The sequence below is a fragment of the Moritella sp. 24 genome (assembly GCF_018219155.1).
Taxonomy (GTDB): domain Bacteria; phylum Pseudomonadota; class Gammaproteobacteria; order Enterobacterales; family Moritellaceae; genus Moritella.
Genome location: NZ_CP056123.1, coordinates 1,544,683 through 1,563,861 on the forward strand (window position 1 = coordinate 1,544,683; position 19,179 = coordinate 1,563,861).

18 protein-coding genes are annotated in these 19,179 nt (G+C 39.5%); 9 read left to right on the forward strand and 9 right to left on the reverse strand.

Annotation, left to right across the window (positions count from 1 at the left end; genetic code table 11):
- Positions 1–76: 76 nt before the first annotated feature.
- The 6 genes from HWV00_RS06985 to HWV00_RS07010 form a co-directional block, all read right to left on the reverse strand.
- Entirely contained in the window at positions 77–1,315 is a 1,239-nt protein-coding gene (locus HWV00_RS06985) for a leucine-rich repeat-containing protein kinase family protein (protein WP_211685387.1), read from the reverse strand.
- 109 nt (positions 1,316–1,424) lie between these two features.
- On the reverse strand, positions 1,425–2,243 hold the full coding sequence (locus HWV00_RS06990; RefSeq protein ID WP_211685388.1) for a siderophore-interacting protein: 819 nt from the start codon (positions 2,241–2,243) through the stop codon (positions 1,425–1,427).
- A gap of 21 nt (positions 2,244–2,264) precedes the next feature.
- Complete coding sequence (locus tag HWV00_RS06995) at positions 2,265–3,026, reverse strand: ABC transporter ATP-binding protein (protein ID WP_211685389.1); 762 nt, start codon at positions 3,024–3,026, stop codon at positions 2,265–2,267.
- Between the two features lie 36 nt (positions 3,027–3,062).
- Positions 3,063–4,019 (reverse strand): iron chelate uptake ABC transporter family permease subunit, encoded by a 957-nt coding sequence (locus tag HWV00_RS07000; protein WP_211685390.1) that lies wholly within the window; start codon positions 4,017–4,019, stop codon positions 3,063–3,065.
- Positions 4,012–4,947, reverse strand: coding sequence for an ABC transporter permease (gene vctD / locus HWV00_RS07005; protein WP_211685391.1), 936 nt, complete (start codon positions 4,945–4,947; stop codon positions 4,012–4,014). The genes HWV00_RS07000 and vctD overlap by 8 nt, the downstream gene beginning before the upstream one ends.
- A gap of 12 nt (positions 4,948–4,959) precedes the next feature.
- Positions 4,960–5,865 carry a siderophore ABC transporter substrate-binding protein gene (locus HWV00_RS07010; RefSeq protein WP_211685392.1) on the reverse strand — a complete coding sequence of 302 codons (906 nt, stop codon included), beginning with the start codon at positions 5,863–5,865 and terminating at the stop codon, positions 4,960–4,962.
- A 284-nt stretch (positions 5,866–6,149) separates the two neighbouring features.
- Between HWV00_RS07010 and HWV00_RS07015 the strand changes: the two genes are divergently transcribed.
- From HWV00_RS07015 to HWV00_RS07025, 3 genes are all read left to right on the forward strand, one after another.
- Positions 6,150–6,488 (forward strand): DOPA 4,5-dioxygenase family protein, encoded by a 339-nt coding sequence (locus HWV00_RS07015; protein WP_211685393.1) that lies wholly within the window; start codon positions 6,150–6,152, stop codon positions 6,486–6,488.
- Between the two features lie 165 nt (positions 6,489–6,653).
- Positions 6,654–6,884, forward strand: coding sequence for a hypothetical protein (locus HWV00_RS07020; RefSeq protein WP_255554946.1), 231 nt, complete (start codon positions 6,654–6,656; stop codon positions 6,882–6,884).
- Positions 6,885–7,351: 467 nt separating this feature from the next.
- Positions 7,352–8,011 carry a glutaredoxin domain-containing protein gene (locus HWV00_RS07025; RefSeq protein ID WP_211685394.1) on the forward strand — a complete coding sequence of 220 codons (660 nt, stop codon included), beginning with the start codon at positions 7,352–7,354 and terminating at the stop codon, positions 8,009–8,011.
- Between the two features lie 63 nt (positions 8,012–8,074).
- On the opposite strand, the gene HWV00_RS07030 is transcribed toward HWV00_RS07025, so the two are convergent.
- Positions 8,075–8,341, reverse strand: coding sequence for a DUF3622 domain-containing protein (locus HWV00_RS07030; protein WP_211685395.1), 267 nt, complete (start codon positions 8,339–8,341; stop codon positions 8,075–8,077).
- A 336-nt stretch (positions 8,342–8,677) separates the two neighbouring features.
- On the opposite strand from HWV00_RS07030, the gene HWV00_RS07035 reads away from it, so the two are divergent.
- The 4 genes from HWV00_RS07035 (at position 8,678) to HWV00_RS07050 (ending at position 12,861) form a co-directional block, all read left to right on the forward strand.
- Positions 8,678–9,091, forward strand: coding sequence for a hypothetical protein (locus HWV00_RS07035; protein WP_211685396.1), 414 nt, complete (start codon positions 8,678–8,680; stop codon positions 9,089–9,091).
- 198 nt (positions 9,092–9,289) lie between these two features.
- Positions 9,290–11,374, forward strand: coding sequence for a protein-disulfide reductase DsbD (locus tag HWV00_RS07040; protein WP_211685397.1), 2,085 nt, complete (start codon positions 9,290–9,292; stop codon positions 11,372–11,374).
- Positions 11,375–11,519: 145 nt separating this feature from the next.
- On the forward strand, positions 11,520–12,281 hold the full coding sequence (locus tag HWV00_RS07045) for a DsbA family protein (protein WP_211685398.1): 762 nt from the start codon (positions 11,520–11,522) through the stop codon (positions 12,279–12,281).
- Positions 12,282–12,363: 82 nt separating this feature from the next.
- On the forward strand, positions 12,364–12,861 hold the full coding sequence (locus tag HWV00_RS07050) for a redoxin domain-containing protein (protein ID WP_211685399.1): 498 nt from the start codon (positions 12,364–12,366) through the stop codon (positions 12,859–12,861).
- Here the strand turns inward: HWV00_RS07050 and HWV00_RS07055 are convergent.
- Together HWV00_RS07055 and HWV00_RS07060 are read right to left on the reverse strand one after the other, a co-directional pair.
- Complete coding sequence (locus tag HWV00_RS07055; RefSeq protein ID WP_211685400.1) at positions 12,858–15,719, reverse strand: methyl-accepting chemotaxis protein; 2,862 nt, start codon at positions 15,717–15,719, stop codon at positions 12,858–12,860. The genes HWV00_RS07050 and HWV00_RS07055 overlap by 4 nt on opposite strands.
- A gap of 155 nt (positions 15,720–15,874) precedes the next feature.
- Positions 15,875–17,050 carry a hypothetical protein gene (locus tag HWV00_RS07060; protein ID WP_211685401.1) on the reverse strand — a complete coding sequence of 392 codons (1,176 nt, stop codon included), beginning with the start codon at positions 17,048–17,050 and terminating at the stop codon, positions 15,875–15,877.
- Positions 17,051–17,067: 17 nt separating this feature from the next.
- Here HWV00_RS07060 and HWV00_RS07065 point away from each other — a divergent pair, with 17 nt between their 5' ends.
- Positions 17,068–18,492: a hypothetical protein gene (locus HWV00_RS07065; RefSeq protein ID WP_255554948.1), complete on the forward strand. Its 1,425-nt coding sequence runs from the start codon at positions 17,068–17,070 to the stop codon at positions 18,490–18,492.
- A gap of 87 nt (positions 18,493–18,579) precedes the next feature.
- Positions 18,580–19,101 (forward strand): hypothetical protein, encoded by a 522-nt coding sequence (locus tag HWV00_RS07070; protein ID WP_211685402.1) that lies wholly within the window; start codon positions 18,580–18,582, stop codon positions 19,099–19,101.
- Positions 19,102–19,179 lie beyond the last annotated feature (78 nt).

Consider the following 19,179-nt stretch of genomic DNA (forward strand, 5'->3'; position numbering starts at 1 on the left):
ATTATTTTGTGCAGCCATCAGGCTGCACTTTTATATTAAATAATTATATCAGACGAAAATAGCGCCCTTTTAATTTTTAACCAACACGTAGTTTCAGATGCTTAAACACATCATTTTCTTTATCTTCCTCAGCACACACACTTAATAAATCATCAATAAAGTGCAATAGAGCACGATTCTCAATTTGTTTCACTTGCGCTTGCTGTGTTTCAGTTAGCATGTGATACATGGTTGCGGCACCAAAATCACCAAAGATGATATTCGCATCCACATCAAATAAGGTATTGTGCGCGTACAGATCACCGTGACAAACTTGATTGTCGTGTAAATGGGTAAACACCTCATCCATTTGCGAGACGATCTTGTCAATTTGAGTGATAGATAAAGTAAAGTCAGTTGGGAAAGTATCACGCGTACAGCTGTTAAAGCATGGCGGCAGACCTAAATTAGCGTAGTGAGCAGGGATCAAGTTCATGATCAGTGCTAAGTAACCGTCTTCTTTTACCTGTGCCAATGACTGTACTAGGCTAGGGTGGTTACCGACTTTCAAGCAAGCTTGTAACTCATCTTCTGGATAACCATCACTGGTCACTTCGCCCTTAAATACTTTTACCGCGATCTCATCAGGGAATTGCGTTTGTTGTTCATTCCACACGGCTTTTGAAATCACGCCTGATGCGCCTTGGCCCAGTACGTTTTGTAATGTATAGCTTGATGATACTAACTGCGGAACAGTATCAATACATACATCTGATTGGCTAAACGGATTACCCGAGAATGCAAACCAAGCTAGTTTAGGCAAGCCAAACAACTGTTCTGGGCATGCGGTTAGTCGATTCGCTGAGATACGTACCAGTTCAAGGTTATGACACTGAGACATAGTTTGAGGCAATTCTGTTAAACAGTTACCTGCTAATGCTAACTTTTGTAAGCGTGGACGTTCACCTAATGAATCTGGTAAAACCTCAATGCGGTTATCTGTTAAGATCAACCAGCGTAATTTCACGGGTAGTGAATTTTCAGGTACTTGGTTAATTTGGTTTGATTTAAAGCCAACCATTTCTAGGTTCGGGCATTGACCAAGTACTTCTGGTAGGGTTACAAATAAGTTGTTTGATGCAAACAAGATCTTCAACTTAGTCAACTGGGCAATCTCAGCAGGTAGCGTGGTTAACTGGTTATTTGATAAATCGAGGATCTCTAAGCTATCGGCCAGTGACAAGATTTCGAGTGGGAACGTTGTTAGGTTTTCAGATAAAGCTAAACGCTTAATACCTGTTAATTCACCCGATTTTAGCTGAGATAGAGTATGCAAAATAATTTAGCCCGTGTTAGAAAGATACAAAACCGGGCTAGTTTACTCGAAAATGACTGAAAAGGGGAATCTCTGCGATATTTAGGCAAAAGTAGCATGGCTACATCCGTTATGATACGGCATTGTTTTTAGCTAAAGAGTCTTCAGCTTCGTTGTCATCTCGTTTGGCAATCTTATGTCCATCTTCAGTACAGCCTGCTTTCCAATAACTGCTGATGTAAATATTACCTTTGTCCACGTCTTTATCATTTCTGAAGTAAGCACGTAGGGCGCGCATATCTGAAAACTCACAAGCACACCAAACAGAGACTTCACCTTTCTGCCAAGTTAACGCTTTCACTTGATCAAGTAAATTTGTTTTAGTTTTATTAGCGACAACCCAAATTATCTCAATACCATCAGGTTTAATTAAGACTTGCTTGTCATCTTCATGGTTAATTTCGATAACCGCATAACCATTGGCTGTTGTTGGTAGTTTAGTGAGCTGTGCAGATAGAGCTGGGATTGCAGTCATGTCTGCGACTAAAAAGTACCAATCGGTATCAATATTAACAGGTTTAAGCATTCCTGGCCCTGCAACCGAAATAGTATTTCCGATGCTTACAGATTGTGACCATGCTGCTGCAAACCCACCACTGCAATTATCAATTTCTGCGTGCTCATGACGCACAAAATCAACATCTAATTGATTGAGCGATTGGCGTAAATGACGGATGGTATAAGTGCGCATTTTTGGACGTTCATCTGCCCTAAGCGTTGAAATATCAGTATCACCTTGCTCTGTGAACAGAAGTTTAATGTAGCCACCTGCTGCATCAGCGGGAAAATCAGACAAGTCGTCAGCCTGAAAACTGATACGTTGCATGTTCGGTGTTAACTGTTGGCTGTCTATGACGGTTAATAATCTGCTGTTTGGTTTCTTACTCATATATTTACCCCTAATGATCCGTTATTGCCCGTAGTACATGCAAATTCGCTTGCCGTTGATTTCGTGAATATCAAAATCAGTGTCGTAAATCGCTGACAATGTTGCTTGGTTTATGATCTCTGCAACAGTACCATTTGCGACAACTTTGCCTTTTTTGAGCGCGACGATATTGTCTGAATAACAAGACGCAAAGTTAATATCATGGATCACGATAACAACCGCTTTGCCTAACTCGTGCGCCAAGGTTTTGATATTTTTCATGATCTGTAATGAATGTTTAATGTCGAGGTTATTGAGTGGCTCATCTAAAAATACATAGTCAGTATCTTGTGCCACAACCATGGCGATAAAGGCTAATTGACGTTGGCCACCACTGAGCTCATCAAGATACTTATTTTCAATCGGTGTTAAATCTAAATAGCCAATGGCTTTGTTAATGACGTCATTGTCGTTAGCTGTTAACTTACCTTGACTATAAGGATAGCGTCCAAACGCCACTAATTCTCGTACGGTAAAGCGCATATTAAGATTGTTAGACTGACGTAATACCGCGAGTTTTTTTGCCAGTGCTTTGGTATCCCAATCTAATACGTCTTGGTTGTCGATAATGACGCTACCACTGTCTTTATTTAATAAGCGACTTGCCATCGACAGCACGGTGCTTTTACCTGCGCCGTTAGGACCTATAATTGATGTTACCTCGCCCTTAATGAAAGAGGCTGAAGCCTGATCGACAACTTTGTGTTGGCCAAAGGATTTAGATAAATTAGTTAATGAAATCACGTTTATGTGTCCTACTTACTTTATTAAAGCGTAATGCTAGTGAATTTTTTGTCGAACAAGCAGTGATAAGAAGTACAAACCACCCACGAAATTGATGACGACGCTAAGCGTGGTTGAAAAACTAAAAACATTTTCGATGATCCATTGTCCCGATAACAACATCGACATCGCCATTAAACTGCTGGCAATAAGTAGCGTGTGATGGCGATAGGTGTGGAAGAACTCCTTGGTTAAATTAGCGACCAGTAAACCGAAAAACATCACGGGACCAACCAAGGCGGTGGATAGTGAGATCATGATTGCCACCAATATCAATACTTGTTTGGTGACGCGTTGAGTATCAACACCTAAGCTAATTGCATTGTCGTTATCTAACCAAAATACATCTAGCACAGGCGCTAGTTTGAATAACAAGGCGCTGACGATAAGCAGTGGGATCACGCAGAAGTACACGAGCTCTTGGTTCACATTGTTAAAGCTGGCAAATATACTTGATTGAATGGTGAAAAAATCATTGGGGTCAACCAGCATCATGAAAAACGATGAAACATTATCAAACAGTTGGCCGAAGATAACCCCAAGCAGTAATAGTGTAATGACGTTACCCTGGCCACTGTTACTACGGAAATAGAAACCAAACAGTAATAACGAAAATCCGATCATAATGGCAACAGACAAGGCAAAGTTAACAAAGGGATTTAATAACAGCACACTAAAGCTACCAAAGATAACTACGACCAAAATTTGGGTGAGCAAATACAAGCCATCAAAACCCATAATACTCGGGGTTAAAATACGATTATGGGTAATTGTTTGAAACACCAATGATGACTGCGCAATGGCAATACTAGCAATGATCATGGCTAATACTTTCGGTACGCGACGAGATAAAAAGTATTCATAGTTTGAAGCATCTAAGCCAATCCCGATGAATAAAAATGTAAACAGTACTGTGATAACGGCCAGCGCGGTGAGCTTCATGGAATCAGACATTTTGCTTCCCCTTTACAATGAAGAAGATAAAGACCACGCCACCAAGCATGCTGATGATCATTGAAATGGGGATCTCGTAAGGGAAGATGATCACGCGACCAATGACATCACAAAGTAAAATCAAAATAGCGCCGATGATAGCCGTAAGCGGAATATTCTTACGTAAATTATCTCCGTAGAATTGCGCTACTAAATTCGGCACGATAAGGCCTAAGAAGGGCAGTTGACCGACAATCATCACCACTGAGGCTGACATTATAGACACAAGCATAATACCGATGAACAGCACTTGTTTGTAATTCAGGCCAATATTAGTGGCGAAGTCTTTACCCATGCCAACGGCAGATAAACGGGTTGCATACCAATAGCTAATAACAGAAATAGGTAGGGCGATATACAGGAGCTCATAGTTACCTTGCAAAATGCTGGCAAAGTTAGCTACCTTCCAAGTTGATAAATTTTGTATAGCATCATATTTATAAGCGATAAAGCTAGCGGCAGAAGACACCACATTGCCAAAAATGATACCGATTAATGGCACATAAACAGCGTTCTTAAATTGAGTGCGATGGATAAACTGAATAAATACCAGTGTACCGGCGATCGCCATGCCAAAAATAAGCAATAGACTATCGCCATGACCCAGAAAGACTAAACTTAATACATAGCCGAGCATGGCACACTCAATGGTGCCAGATGTCGACGGTGACGCAAATCGGTTCTGACTGATCTGCTGCATGATAAGCCCAGCAATACTCAGCCCTGCACCCGAGAGTAAGATAGCGAGTAAGCGGGGTAAGCGGCTGATTAGCAGTAATTCGATAGCATCCGTATCGTCCGCTAAAATGGCAGCTAACGATAAGTCTGCCACGCCAATAAATACCGATGCTATGCTGAGTAACACCAGCACAAAGAGTAATTTTTTCAAGGTGAGCCTCAATTACAGTGCGCGTGATTGCTGCATATCTTGGATCATTTTATCGGTAGCTGTGACGCCCGAAAGTGCAATATACCAGGCGTTAATATCAAGGTAATTTAGATTATTATTTTTATAGGCTTTGGTTGATTTAACCAGCGGGTTGGCAAACTCTTCACGGGTACGACTTTTGTCTTTATTAATCAGTTTGTCTTTGTCGATAATGAACAGGTTAGCGGGGTTCACGTTGCTAATGAATTCATACGAGATCAAATCACCATGGCGAGATTCTTTAATATTGGGTACCGCTTCTTGGAAACCAAAGTCACGGTAGATGGCAGAGAAGCGAGACTGTGCACCAAACGTAGTGATATTACCGCCTGCACTCATTACCGTTAATGCTTTCACGTCGTTGGTTTTATTGTAGCTAGCAATTTCGGTGATTTGAGTATCAACACTGGCAATCTTAGCTTCTACTTTTGGTTGTATTTCAAAGATATCACCCAGCATACGCCATTGCTGTTGGGTACTCTGCCAGTAGCCATTTGATTCTGGTGCGAACATCACTGTTGGAGCAATTTTGGACAGCTCTTTATAAGATTCGACAGCGCGAGAGCCAATAATAATTACATCTGGTTTTTGCATGTAAATGGTTTCAAAATCAGGTTCGTTTAAGCTACCAGACGACGCGAACTCTTTGCCTTTATACTTCAATAAGTAATTTGGCATCGTTGTCGCTTTACTTACTGCAACTGGCTTAATACCAAAGTAATCTAAGGCATCTAGCGACCCTGTGCCAATCACGACAACACGCTCAGGTTTAGTGTCTAATGTTGTTTTACCTAATTGATGAGTGACAGTGATCGTGTCTGATAATGCATTCGCAGAGAATAATAGGCCAAAGAAAGTAGCTACAACTGATAGTTTCATATTAATCGAAATCCAAATGATAATTGTTCGTATTTCGTTATCATATATAAAACAAAGCGCTGTGACCAGTAAATTGAAGGTAAATAATGTAAAGTAAATATTAATGTAAAGCACTGTAAATTAACGTCATTTAGTGTTTTAAATACCGTTGTGATAACGTGTTTATGCCGAATGTGAAGAACGTAAAGGTAATATTAAGCAATACACGAATTGTGTTATGTTGAGCCTTTATTCTATAACCCATTCTTATAACAGAGGGTTATCGCTCTATTTATGAGGTATTTATGGATACGCCCGTTAACAGCCATGCAGACTATCATGCGCATTTTTATTTCGATGCGTCATCGCAAGCACACGCCGAGGCCTTAAGAACAAGTATTAATAAAGAGCTGGGTTTGTATGTTGGTAATTTCAATACTAAACCAGTAGGGCCTCATCCACAGTGGAGCTTTCAGGCTTCGTTCACTGCAGACGATTTTGATGTATTTGTACCTTGGTGTATTGAAAACAGAAAAGAGCTATCAGTATTATTACACGCAGTTACAGGTGATGACTTACTCGATCACACCGAATATGTGCAATGGTTAGGTACGCCCATTACACTCGATTTATCGCGTTTCTAGTATCTCTGGTATTGTGAGTGCTTTAGCACTCTTTCATATTTTAATGTTCTTCTATATTTAAGTTATTGCCGCGTGATGGCCTTGCTGCTTCCAACAATATATTGAAACAAAAGAACAAAGAGCCTACCATGCAGATATTAAGAAAACTTAAACAGCGTATAGTCTATGTGGAGTATAAATATGAATAATGATGATCTTCAAAATTTATTAAACAGCATTCAATCTGAAGTTAAAAATGATGCTACGTCTGGTAAAAATACAACTACTTATAAATTATCTGATGAAGCCCTTACTGAAAAAGTACTTGATGTACTTGCTGAAAGTCTAAAGGGTTACAAAGACGTCAAAATTGACGGCAGTGATTTAATTCTGACTCATTCAGACAAAGAAGCTTAATCACACACTACAAACTTAGCTCCTACCAAATATGAGGTCGTTTTAACGTGACCTCTGGCTAAGCGCAAAGAACTGTTGGTTATGACGATGACCAGCGGTTATTTTCCTGTCTAAATTACTTCTCACATCAATTTGATGATTCGACTACTATTTTACTTTCCCTTTTACTTTCCTTCTCCCTCTCCCTTGACCGAGTATTAGAGCCAATATATCTCGATAAATGGTTAGTATTTCCTTCGTTATTAGAGCGATATTTCTAGTTATATACTACCTACAGAAAGTTAATGCTCATCTCATACTTTTTGCTGATTGCCTGTGCTGCTTATAATTCGATACACTTTCGCACATTAACGGTTTGTAAGATATTGCCCTGACTGCTTGATGTTATATCTCATGTAATCAAAGCCAAAATCGTAACCGTTAATAATAAGGGAAATTATCATAAACACAGAAAAGGATTAAAAGAGATGGCTAAATTTATTGTGCTTGTCGCCGCGATTACATTTGTAAATCACTATAATCCAAGTCTGTTTACCGTTATGTGGCAAAAGGGTGGGGCATTTAATGCCAGCGGGTCTGCAAAAGCGATATTATTTGTTCATAGTGAATGCGGAGCACCATGTGATGCGGCGTTAGACCACTTACAAAGTAAATCTGTTAATGCAGAAATTATTGATGTTAAAAATAATGCCGAAGGGCGAAAGCTGTTACAGCAGTTTGTTGATACGACAACATTACCAGTACTGGTGGTGGGTCATAATATTTATAACGGCTTTAATATTCGTAGTTATAACGAGTTTTTATATGAAGTTGAAGGCGATAACATCTTTAGCTGGAAAGATAAGCGTGTTTACAAAGAGCATTTCAATGAGTTTAATCAACCAAAGGTCGTTATTTACAGTGGTCGAGGTTGCGATAATTGTGATGACTTACGCGATGATTTCGACTCAAATGGTATTGAGTATATTGAATGGGATATCGAAAAAGATAATGAAGCAAAAACGCGGTATAACATTTTAGCGCCAGCATATAATCGGTCAAATGGGTCATTATTATACGTGGGTACGAGGCGTATAGAGCAATTTGATATGGGGTTGGTATCTCAAGCGATAGATGATTTGATGTGATACTCCATCGCTAATTCAGTGTCATTAGCGATGGAACAAAGGCGTTGCTTATATCAGGCGATATTAAGCGTCGTCTTCTTCTGATTCTTCAGTATCAGCTTCAACGCTTTCTGCAACGAGACGAACACGACGTTTGTTACGTTCGATTTGGTTTTCTAAGAAACCCTTTAGTTCAGTTTCAGCCCAAACTTGTGCTTCTGCTTCTGAAGCAAAACCAGCTTGGCTTTTTGATACAACTGTTTTTTTAGATGTAATTTTTCTAACGATTTCAGCAGTCCAAGAACCGTCTACTAATACCAAATTAAAATCGTACTTTTTACCTTTAGCCATGTGTCTATTTCCTAGCGATTATTCAGTGTTATATACCCAAGCGACTTTATCAAAGATTAGCTCAGGTAACTTGTTTATGCTTTTTCATTCTACTTAATCATCGCGATACGTTTTGTTATCAACACTGGATAAAGTGAAATGAATTAGAAGGCGGGATTCTAGGCTAAAATAACAAAAACACCAGCAGTTAATTAAATTCATCACTACATTTTAGTATATAACCGTGATTTGTAGCCGCATTTGCGTAAAGAAGGGTAATTTTAATTAGCCTTACTTGTTATATTTCATGATTGTCGGTAAAAAGTAGCCCTATTATTAATTTAACCATAAGACCGTATGCGCATCACTAAGCCAACAAACAATGCCAATATTAGCCTGCTATTAATAGTGGTGTTTTTGATTGCTTGTATGGTTAACAATGCTTATGCGTTTAATCAGCCTATTAATAGTAAAGCGTTAAACAACCAGACCCTCATTAGCCAGAGTGGTAATACGGCTAATTTTCCTACGGCCACAAACGTCGAACTTTATGAAGCCAGTTATCTAGACAGCAGTGATGGTGTTTGTAAGTTGACTGAAAAACTATTGCAAAAAGCTAGTACCCACATGGATGAGCTAGTGATGGTCATTTTAATGATCATTCTGTTTAGTCATTATTTTACGCGCCAAACACTGAATTTTACCTATCTCACCAATACATTTGTTCCCTCGCAACGCCGTCATCTCATTTTGTGCAAGTTCGACGAGTAATATTATTTTTATATCTAAGTCATAATTTACATGCTAATAAGTTAATAACTATTTGATATTAAATAGTATTGATGTATTTGTGGTCACTTGGATATTTTGAAAAACTATTATGATTATCTGTAAACATGATATGTGCGCTTAGCATGACCCGTTTATTGACAACCGACTAAATACAATTGGTATTGGGGCATTGAGATAATGACTTCAACTACTTTTTGGAGACACGATTTGAAAATATTAAAAACGTTATTTGTAACTTGCTTACTGTTTATTTCAGCAAGCATTTCAGCGCAAACAACAGGCTGGTTACAAGACCCATCACACCCACCAATCCAATTACGCTTTATGCTAACAGGGCAAGTGGATGAAGCTTCTAAAACGGTTCCGGCTGTGCTCGAGGTTAAACTTTCTGACGATTGGAAAACTTATTGGCGCTCACCAGGTGAAGGTGGTATTGCTCCCAGCATTGATTGGCAAGATTCTGAAAACCTTGTGGATAGCGATTGGCAGTGGCCGGTACCAAAGCATTTTTCACTACTTGGGTTAGAGACGTATGGCTATACCGACGCGGTTAGCTTTCCAATGCAATTACAGCTAGAAGACCTTAGCAAACCGTTAATATTGTCAGGTAAATTGACGTTATCTTCGTGCACGACTATTTGTGTATTAACAGATTACGATATTAATATGTCGGTTGATATCCAGAATCTGCAAGCTGATGCTGAAGCAATGTTTTTATATAATAAAAGCATCACCCAAGTACCAAGAAAAGTAGATGATAATAACGCGATTGAACTGTTATGGGATCAAGCTAACAGCCAACTACAAGCGACTGTATCGGGCTACAGTTGGGGTGACAATCCGACGCTATTGATTGATGGTGATCTCGATACCAGCTTTAAACTGGCGACTGTTGAGCATACTGAGGATCGGTTAACTGCGGTATTTAATGCGAGTAGCTGGTTAGGTGAAGTTGAGCTAATTGATAAACCGCTAAATTTCACCGTTATAGACGCTGATCAAGCGCTTGAATTTTCGACACCTGTTATTTCAGGACAAGTCACTATCGCGGGACAATCGCTATTCGGCATCGTATTATTTGCATTGCTAGGTGGTTTGATCCTGAATGTGATGCCTTGTGTATTACCAGTACTAGGGATGAAGTTAAGTACAATTATTGACGCACCAAATGTTGAGAAAGGCAAAATCAGACAGCAATTCCTTGCGTCAGCAGCCGGTATCATCGTGTCGTTTTGGTTACTTGCTACGTTCATCTTTGCGCTGAAAGTATCTGGCCAAGCGATAGGTTGGGGTATTCAATTCCAAAGCCCGTGGTTCATTGCAGCCATGGTGATTATTACCGCTGTGTTCTCATTGAATATGCTAGGTGCGTTTGAATTTAGTTTATCGTCAAATCTACAAACGAAATTAGCGACAGCGGGTGATGACAGTAATCGAGGCCATTTCTTGCAAGGTATGTTCGCAACCTTGTTGGCTACACCCTGCAGTGCACCATTTTTGGGTACGGCAGTTGCTTATGCACTAGGTGCTGATACGGTAAGCTTATTCGTCATCTTTACTGCGTTAGCGGTCGGTATGGCGCTGCCATGGTTATTAGTTGCAACCTTCCCAAGTCTTGTTGGTTTACTGCCTAAGCCGGGTCGTTGGATGGGCTCAGTCAAAACTGTATTTGCTGGTTTACTGATGCTTACTTGCCTTTGGTTAGTGACATTATTAGCGAGTTTCTTACCGGTACTGGTTATATATGGCATTTTTTCCCTGATTAGCTTGGTATTCTTAGGCTTTATGGTCAAGTTAAAAGGTAAGCGTGCTGTGCTGATAAGTATGGGCGTAGGCTTATTGGCTGGGAGTGTTGTGGTATTGGGTGCTTCATTGACGACGAGTAAATGGTCAAAAGGCTTACCTGATGATTTAGTGTGGCAAGACCTTGACACGGTACGTATCGAGGAACAAGTAAAAGAAGGTAAAACAGTATTTGTAAATATCACTGCTGATTGGTGTATTACCTGTAAAGCCAATAAGATAGGTGTGATATTACAGGATCCTGTGTATAGCAAATTGCAGGCTGAAAACATGGTGACAATGGAAGGTGATTGGACGGTTAGGTCTGAAAAGGTGACTAATTACTTACAAAATAACGGTCGTTTTGGCGTGCCATTTAATATTGTTTACGGTCCGAAGTCTCCGAACGGTATACCACTTCCGGTCATATTAACAGACGATGCTGTGATGAATGCAATTAAGCAAGCTAGCGGTGAATAATCATTTAATTTCTATCCTGCGCAACTGCGTGGGGTAGGACTATTTATAAAGAAATTGAACAAATTATAAAGTAATGGATCAAATTATAAAAAATTGATCGAAATATACATTCACGGATCAAACAAATTTAATTATAGGAATAATAATGAAAACTAAATTACTCGCACTCTCAAGCTCGATTTCTGCCGTTCTTTTAGCAACGCAAATGGCGTGGGCTGCACCTGCACAGATGGATATGACTGACATGCAGCAGGATAAGTTTAACCAAATGGTGAAAGAAACCTTGGTGAACAACCCAGAGATCTTAAAAGAAGCAATTATTGCGCTGCAAGCACACGAGCAAAATAAAGTGAAAGAACAGCAAGCGCAAAGCTTAGGAGATAATTCTGCAGCTTTATTTAATAACAAAATGGATCCGTGGATGGGTGCTGAAAACCCAGAACTCACAATCGCCTACTTTACAGATTTTAACTGCCCTTACTGTAAAAAAATCGAACCACTGTTAGACCGTTTAGTTGAAGAATACCCAGAAGTTCGTGTAGTTTACAAACTTGTTCCTATCTTAGGTCCAAGCTCGAAAGAAGCGACAGAATTAGCATTGACGGTATGGGAAAATGAACCAGAGAAGTTTGCTGAATTACACCGTAAACTGATGTCACGCCCAAGTCGTTTAGACAGTGGTGCTATCGCTAAAGTAGGTAAGATCACAGATACCGATGAGTGGTTAGATAATACGGCTGCAAGTGTTGAAACAACTATCAATGGTAGCATGGGGTTGATGCGTGAATTTGGTTTAAGTGGTACACCGGGTCTTATCTTTGCAGATCAAATTGTGGGTGGTCTGGTTCCTTATGCGCAACTAGAGCAACAAGTTAAAGCGGCGCTTGCGGCTAAACGTAAGAAATAATAATCATGTAATGGGCAATCACATTCCATAACGGTAGGTTATTGAGTGTGATTGTTATATATATCATTAGTAAGGAATGAGCATGAAACAACGACTGCTTGGTTGGATTAAACAATTAGTCATATTCTTATTATTAGCCTTGATTATTACTGCTGTTGTCGATGTATGGCGTGGTAAAGACTTTCCTAAAGATAACGTACCTGCGTTAGTTGGGAAAACGTTGGCAGGAGAAGAGTTTGATCTTGCCGCGTTAAGTAAAGATCAAGCTGTAGTGGTCTATTTTTGGGCAACGTGGTGCCCTGTATGTAGCTTTGTTAGCCCTGCGGTTGATACATTATCTGAATATTATCCTGTCGTTACTGTGGCATTAAGTTCAGGTGAAGACCTACGCGTTAAGAAATACTTACAACACAATGAGTATAATTTTGATGTGATTAATGATGAAAATTATGATCTTGGTAATGCTTGGAAAGTAAAAGTAACCCCAACCATCTTAATTGTTAAAGATGATGAGGTTAAATGGCTTACCACCGGATTTACCAGTTTACCTGGGATCTGGTGGCGTTTAATGTTTACTTAAAATTCATCCCAATTGTCGTTATTTGATAATGCGGCTATTGCCTTGTTATTGGACTGCTGCTGTTGCGCTGTGATAGGCGCCGTAGACTGTCCGTGACCTTGGTTGTAGTTCGCATTTGTTGCTTGCTGGTGTGAGCCCTGCTGATTGGGTAGTCTATGTCTTTGCGAGGTAGACGCTATAGTCTGCATATGTTCTTCTTGCTTCGCTTGTTCGAGCTTAAAGAATTGAATTAATTGCGTCATATGATTAACCTGCTCCGACATGGCCGAACTTGCTACTGACGCTTGCTCTACCAGTGATGCATTTTGTTGTGTCACTTCGTCCATTTGATTGACAGCTTGGTTCACTTGTTCAATACCGCTAGATTGCTCTGTTGCAGCGTTACTGACCTCTGCAATCATATTAGCTACATGTTCAACTGAATGCACAATTTCTTGTAAAGTCTCACCTGAATCATTAACCAGTGATGAACCTATTTTTACTTTTTCAACACTGTCACGGATTAGATCTTTAATTTCTTTTGCTGCATCTGCCGAACGCTGTGACAGATTTCTCACTTCAGCGGCAACCACTGCAAAGCCACGGCCTTGCTCACCTGCTCGGGCTGCTTCCACAGCGGCATTGAGTGCGAGTAGGTTAGTTTGAAATGCGATTTCATCAATGACGCCGATAATATCATTGATACGGTTACTCGCCGTGAGAATTTCCTTCATTGCAGAAACCGCGTCTTGCACCGTTTTACCACCGTTCTGTGCTTTATTTTTAGCTTCTGTGGCTAGTTTATTTGCTTCGTCGGTATTGGCTGCACTTTGTTTCACGGTTGCCGTGATTTCTTCCATACTCGATGCTGTTTGCTCTAGAGAACAAGCTTGTTCTTCTGTGCGTTGGCTCAGGTCTGTATTACCCAATGCAATCTCGTGTGATGCTGTATTTACCGTATCTGCAGAGGTGCGGATCTGGTTGATAATAGTCGTTAGTTTATCGATAGTATTATTGGCATCATTTTTGATTTTTTGAAATTCACCATTGTACTCTTGCTCGATTGACTGGGTTAAATCACCTTCGGCCATACGAGAGAACAGGCTTCCAACATCGCTGACAAATAATGATGAACTTTCGAGTAATTCATTCAAGCCGCTACTTAACTTAGTAAAGAATTCATTCTTACCTTCTAGGTTAATTCGTTTAGATAAATCCCCGTTTACTGCAGAGGCAACAATCGCATCGATCTCTTGCTCAATGGCTAATTCGGCTGTTTTATCATTCCATTCCACCACAGTTCCTAAACGCTCATTGGCTGAGTTTGTTACGGGGTTAAAGGTTAGCTGCATCGTTCTGCCTCCAATCTTAATACTAGCTTGGTGAGTTGATGAGAGTCCCTGTAGCAGCTGTTGCTGATGCTGTGGTTGTTTGTGGAATATATCGATATTATCGCCGAGTAAAGTATCCGCATTAAAGTTAGGTAACTCTTTTTTGATATCGTTTTCGGCATTCTTAAGTAATTTACGAACCGATTCATTCAAATAAATAATATTACGTTGGCCATCTGTAACCATGACATTCGCTGACACGTTGTCTAGCGCATTCTTGATCCGTAATGCTTCTTCCGCGGTTAAGCGTGACTCTTGAATATCAAAGTTGAGTTTGGTTTGAGTAGTGTAGAGGGCTTGAAATAGCTTACCAAATTCATTGTTATTACGAATTTCAAATTTGTTCTCAAACTTACCTTCATTAATGTTATTGAAAATACCGATGAGTTGTTTTACAGGTTTTATCACTGCTCTACGGAGTACCATTGCCGCAAGAAATGCGAGGATGAGGAAGGTGATTGAGCGTTCAATTGCAATGCTCATTAGTGAGTCTGTCAATTGAGCATGCAGTGTACTTGCTGTTTCTTGAGTGAGGTCTGTGTGACTTTGTAGCAACTCTGAAAGTGCATTAAGTGCCACTTTGTCATCGATTTTTACACTACGATCAATTTGACTGACGCTGGCGTTATTCGCGATGAGAGACTGGACATTATCCAGATTATGACGATATTCATTAACTACGTCGGAAATCGATTTTAATGCACTTTGTTCTTCTAAGCTGATATTAGGGAGTGCTTGATAGCGGTTTATTTGATCTAACAAGGTAGTGTAACTTTGAATAAACTGTTCTCGGTAACGATCATCTTGGCGTAGCACATAATTTTTAAATTGGTGAATGATGCCGCCATACCCTAATGAGGCTGTCATGTGCTTAATGAGTGATGAGCGTTCCGCGACATTCGCTTGGTAGTTGTCCCATGTTGTATCAATTTTATTCACGCTGGCATATTGAACGAGCGCACCTGCAATTAAAATAAAGGCGATGAACAGGGTTAATATTGACAGCTTGGCTTTTAATCCAGCGTTAACAAATAATTTATTGAGCGTAACAAGTGGGTTTTTACGGGGCTGATTATCAGCGTTCATTGCTTGGTAGGTGAGTTCTGCATTTTTGATTTCTTGCAGAGTCGGTTTGGTTCTCACCGACATATACTCTATTACTTGACCATTTTTCTTAATCGGAATAACGTTAGCGACTACCCAGTAAAAATCACCATTTTTAACTCTATTTTTAATAATACCTGTCCAAGGGTTTCCTTGCTGAATTGTTTCCCAGAGATCTTTAAAGGCGGCTGGTGGCATATCTGGGTGTCGTACAATACTGTGGCTTTTGCGTAATAACTCTGCTTCCGTGAATCCACTTAATTCAATAAAGGCACGATTAACGAAGGTAATCGAACCTTTTAAATCGGTCTTGGAAACAAGTATGTCTCCTTCTTTCATAAATTGTTCTGTATCTGTAATTGGCATGTTGATTTTCATTGCCATCGCCTCCAGCTGAATAAGTTCCTATGAACAACACTAGCTATAAATTGGTAATTGGAGAAACTTTAGTAATAGAAATCATATTATTGCGAGCTGGATCTTGTTAAACAGATAATTTGTGTATAAAAAGAGGGAGATTGTATTGAGCTGAATATCAGCTATGCAGATAATCGCTTAACGCCTTTAAGTACTGACACTGTATAGCCGTATTGGTTTTGATAAAATTTAGATATGAAACCACTAATATATATATAGGACTTTTCGGTAATTGCTTGGTTGTGGTTAAACTGAACCACGCGGCCAAGGTCATCTTTACCACGTACATCATAGCGTTTCGTGACCATTTGGTATTTACAACTATTTACGGTGATACGGCAACGGATATAGTCACCAAGTTTGCCTTTTAAGCGTAATGTCTCGCTAATATGGCTACCATCATCATGTAATGCGAGCTTTTTATTGGTTGCGAGTGGTGATTTGTGACTGAGTAAACCTTGATTATTCACGATATAGTTAGAGATGATGAGCGCGGCTGTCGCCAGTTCATTTTCAGCCAATACATTTTGTTCGCATAACTGCTTTAATTTGTCATTTAAGCCGGTTGACTTCATTTGTTTCGTATACAAAATCGCTTTTTCAACAAACTCAAAACTCAGGTCTTTAGGGTAAGAAGATGACTGATATCGTGTTGCAGCCTTTTTATAACTGGCATGCTTGAAGTCATGATGAAACTGGATAGCGTCTTGTTTACTAACAAAACCATGTTGGCGGATCTCGTCTTCGACAATCGCTAAATAGAGGCGAAGTGGGGCACCAGATGAATACGCTTGGTTAAATACACTGTTTTGTAATTGCTCAAGGTGAGTCACGATAGCCGGTAGTTTTTGCAAGTAATTCACAAAGGGCATTAGCTCGGGTAAGCGTTTTTTTACACAGGCCAAATGTGCACAGAAGTCACCTTGTTGTGGATGACTAAATATAAGTCCCTGACTACGATTTGTCGTGGTATTACAAATGCTACAAGTACGGGTGAAACTGGGATTTTTTAATAAATTGATAGGTTGTGCATATTCATTTATCGCATAGATATTTTTGTTATCAGTGATATCATAATAGGCTTCGATAATGTATCGCTCATCGCTTTGCTCCAATAAATCTAATGTAATTTCATAACCTTGAGCAGTCACCAGTTGATCTGCTTTTTTAACTGTCAGTTCAGATACTGGATTCGCAGTGACAAAGTCTGAAAAAGCAAAGGAATCAAAAGGTGCAAGTAAGTCTTCTATGGTAGACTTTAGGTTAGCGTATTGCTCAGTTGTAATTAAATATGGCATTGTGGTGTTAAACAGTTATGAATAGAAAAATGGAGAGCACATACTTTATCGTGCCCGATCATATCGCGCAATCATCATCACTTTCTGATGCTGCATTTCGCTTATTAGTATGGATGTTATGTAAAAAGAATAAAGATCGAATTGCAGATTTTTCGCGTTTTTCGTTGCAATTAGATAAGCAGCATAGCATTACTGAACTGATTAATAAAAACTATCTCGAGCAAGATGATACTGGCTTGTATATTAATAATGCAATTATGTATGAAGACTTTAACGAGAAAGTTGAAGTGACTGCTCCTGCACAAGATCCAAGCTTACAATATTTTCAGCAAGTATTTGATTTGGTCGCTGAGTATTCGCAAAAACGCCTTAATTTTAATAACAGTAAATTCCGTGTTCGGTGTGATGAATTTATGCGCCAAGGCTTTACTGTTGAACATATTAAAGTACTTTGCATTCAGCTTAATAGTCGTAACCCGGCGTTTGATTGGTATGAACTTGATAGTACTGAACTGCAACACATTAAAGATGTATCAGCGGTGAACCGAGTCAATGCACCTGCAAGTGTTCAGCCTATGAGTAACCCTGCTTTTGAACAGCGTCAGCCTTTTCAGCCGACAATCAATCGACAAGGTGTGCGTCATATCCAAAATCAAAGTGGTTTCATGCCGAATTATCATCAAATTAGGCAAGACCCACAAAAAATGGCTGATATTAAACAGGTCTATGATTACTGGTTTAGCTCTAAACGCTTACAGCAATCACAGTATATTGCACCCAAACAAGCGCATTTTGAGAAACTGCACAGTTTGTTAATGCTACATTCTATTGCAGAACTTAAGCGTGCGGTCGATGGTGTTGATCACCGTCGAGACCTGGTGAATAAAGGCCGTAATTTTAATGATATCTTTACTAATTCAGGTAATATTGAAAGTTTGATTAGCTTAGCGGATAGCATGGAAGTAAGCCAAGCTGATTCCCCTGCGTTACGACTCTTTAATTATTGGCTTGAACGCACGCAAACGGCTGTTGGGATTAATCTGCGTATGACAGCAGAACAGCGTGATAAGCTGTTGCTACGTTTAGAGGTTTTTACTGAAGCAGATCTTAAATTAGCCATTGATGGTGCACAAGTAGACCCTTATTATCAATCGATTAATTTTGCTTTTGGCTTGTTATTTAAAGATGATACTAGTGTCCACAGCCTTATTTCACTCGCGCTAAATGGTAAGCAAGATGTCAGTAAGGCTAGCCGTAAAGACAGTAACTTAAATAAAGCGTTAGCGGATATGGGTATCAGTAAATTAACGGTTGGCATGACAGAGCAAAATGGCGGTTTTTCACAGCCTAAAATGAATGAGCGAACAGTTAGTCAATCACCTTTAAAAAAATTACCACCGCGATTCATTGATCCGGGTTTTTCCGATTATGATGAAGACTAACGTGTTAAAACACGATATGGCTACAATAGAATAAAGAATAAAGAATAAAAAATAAAAAATAAAAAATAAAAAAATAGAGTAGGGTGTATGGAACAAACAATTAATTTAACTCAGCCACAAACAGAAGCCATTGCAACTATGTATACCATGCTTGCGAGTAGCTTTCCGTCATTTAATTATGACTATGATTCGGCGCAATTTAATATTTGGAAATTAACATTCACAAAATACGCACCAGAAGCCATCATCAAGGTTGCAGAGCAGATCCCAACATTACGCCGTAGCAATGGACTGCCTTATGATTTTCCACCTAGCTTGCCTGTTGTTGCTGATATGGTTATGCGTGAGTCTATCGTACTCATGGGTCATTCCGACCATGATAAAGCCTATGATCGTTTGTTTAAGTTTAAGCGTAAGAGTCCTGCTGAACGTGCTGCGACCGGTGATAACTTTGTGTATACACTATATCGTCAATTAAATCGTTATATGGCGATGGATGCTGAGAAATTTCGCCCTATATTTACTCGTGAATATTTAAAATTGGCGGATGGCGTGACGAAAGGCACCATGACGTTAGAAGAAATACCGCTGGCGCTTGATAGTAAATAAACAGTATTTTTTCAACGTACCTCACCTCATTTTTCTATATCCCTGCTTTACTTATTATGTTGCACTAGCATTAGATCA

Coding starts and splice junctions, on each gene's coding strand:
- HWV00_RS06990 (WP_211685388.1), bottom strand. CDS start 2,243: ATGAGTAAGAAACCAAACAGCAGATTATTAACCGTCATAGACAGCCAA.
- HWV00_RS07000 (WP_211685390.1), bottom strand. CDS start 4,019: ATGTCTGATTCCATGAAGCTCACCGCGCTGGCCGTTATCACAGTACTG.
- HWV00_RS07010 (WP_211685392.1), bottom strand. CDS start 5,865: ATGAAACTATCAGTTGTAGCTACTTTCTTTGGCCTATTATTCTCTGCG.
- HWV00_RS07015 (WP_211685393.1), top strand. CDS start 6,150: ATGGATACGCCCGTTAACAGCCATGCAGACTATCATGCGCATTTTTAT.
- HWV00_RS07020 (WP_255554946.1), top strand. CDS start 6,654: ATGTGGAGTATAAATATGAATAATGATGATCTTCAAAATTTATTAAAC.
- HWV00_RS07025 (WP_211685394.1), top strand. CDS start 7,352: ATGGCTAAATTTATTGTGCTTGTCGCCGCGATTACATTTGTAAATCAC.
- HWV00_RS07030 (WP_211685395.1), bottom strand. CDS start 8,341: ATGGCTAAAGGTAAAAAGTACGATTTTAATTTGGTATTAGTAGACGGT.
- HWV00_RS07035 (WP_211685396.1), top strand. CDS start 8,678: ATGCGCATCACTAAGCCAACAAACAATGCCAATATTAGCCTGCTATTA.
- HWV00_RS07040 (WP_211685397.1), top strand. CDS start 9,290: ATGACTTCAACTACTTTTTGGAGACACGATTTGAAAATATTAAAAACG.
- HWV00_RS07045 (WP_211685398.1), top strand. CDS start 11,520: ATGAAAACTAAATTACTCGCACTCTCAAGCTCGATTTCTGCCGTTCTT.
- HWV00_RS07050 (WP_211685399.1), top strand. CDS start 12,364: ATGAAACAACGACTGCTTGGTTGGATTAAACAATTAGTCATATTCTTA.
- HWV00_RS07055 (WP_211685400.1), bottom strand. CDS start 15,719: ATGGCAATGAAAATCAACATGCCAATTACAGATACAGAACAATTTATG.
- HWV00_RS07060 (WP_211685401.1), bottom strand. CDS start 17,050: ATGCCATATTTAATTACAACTGAGCAATACGCTAACCTAAAGTCTACC.
- HWV00_RS07065 (WP_255554948.1), top strand. CDS start 17,068: ATGAATAGAAAAATGGAGAGCACATACTTTATCGTGCCCGATCATATC.
- HWV00_RS07070 (WP_211685402.1), top strand. CDS start 18,580: ATGGAACAAACAATTAATTTAACTCAGCCACAAACAGAAGCCATTGCA.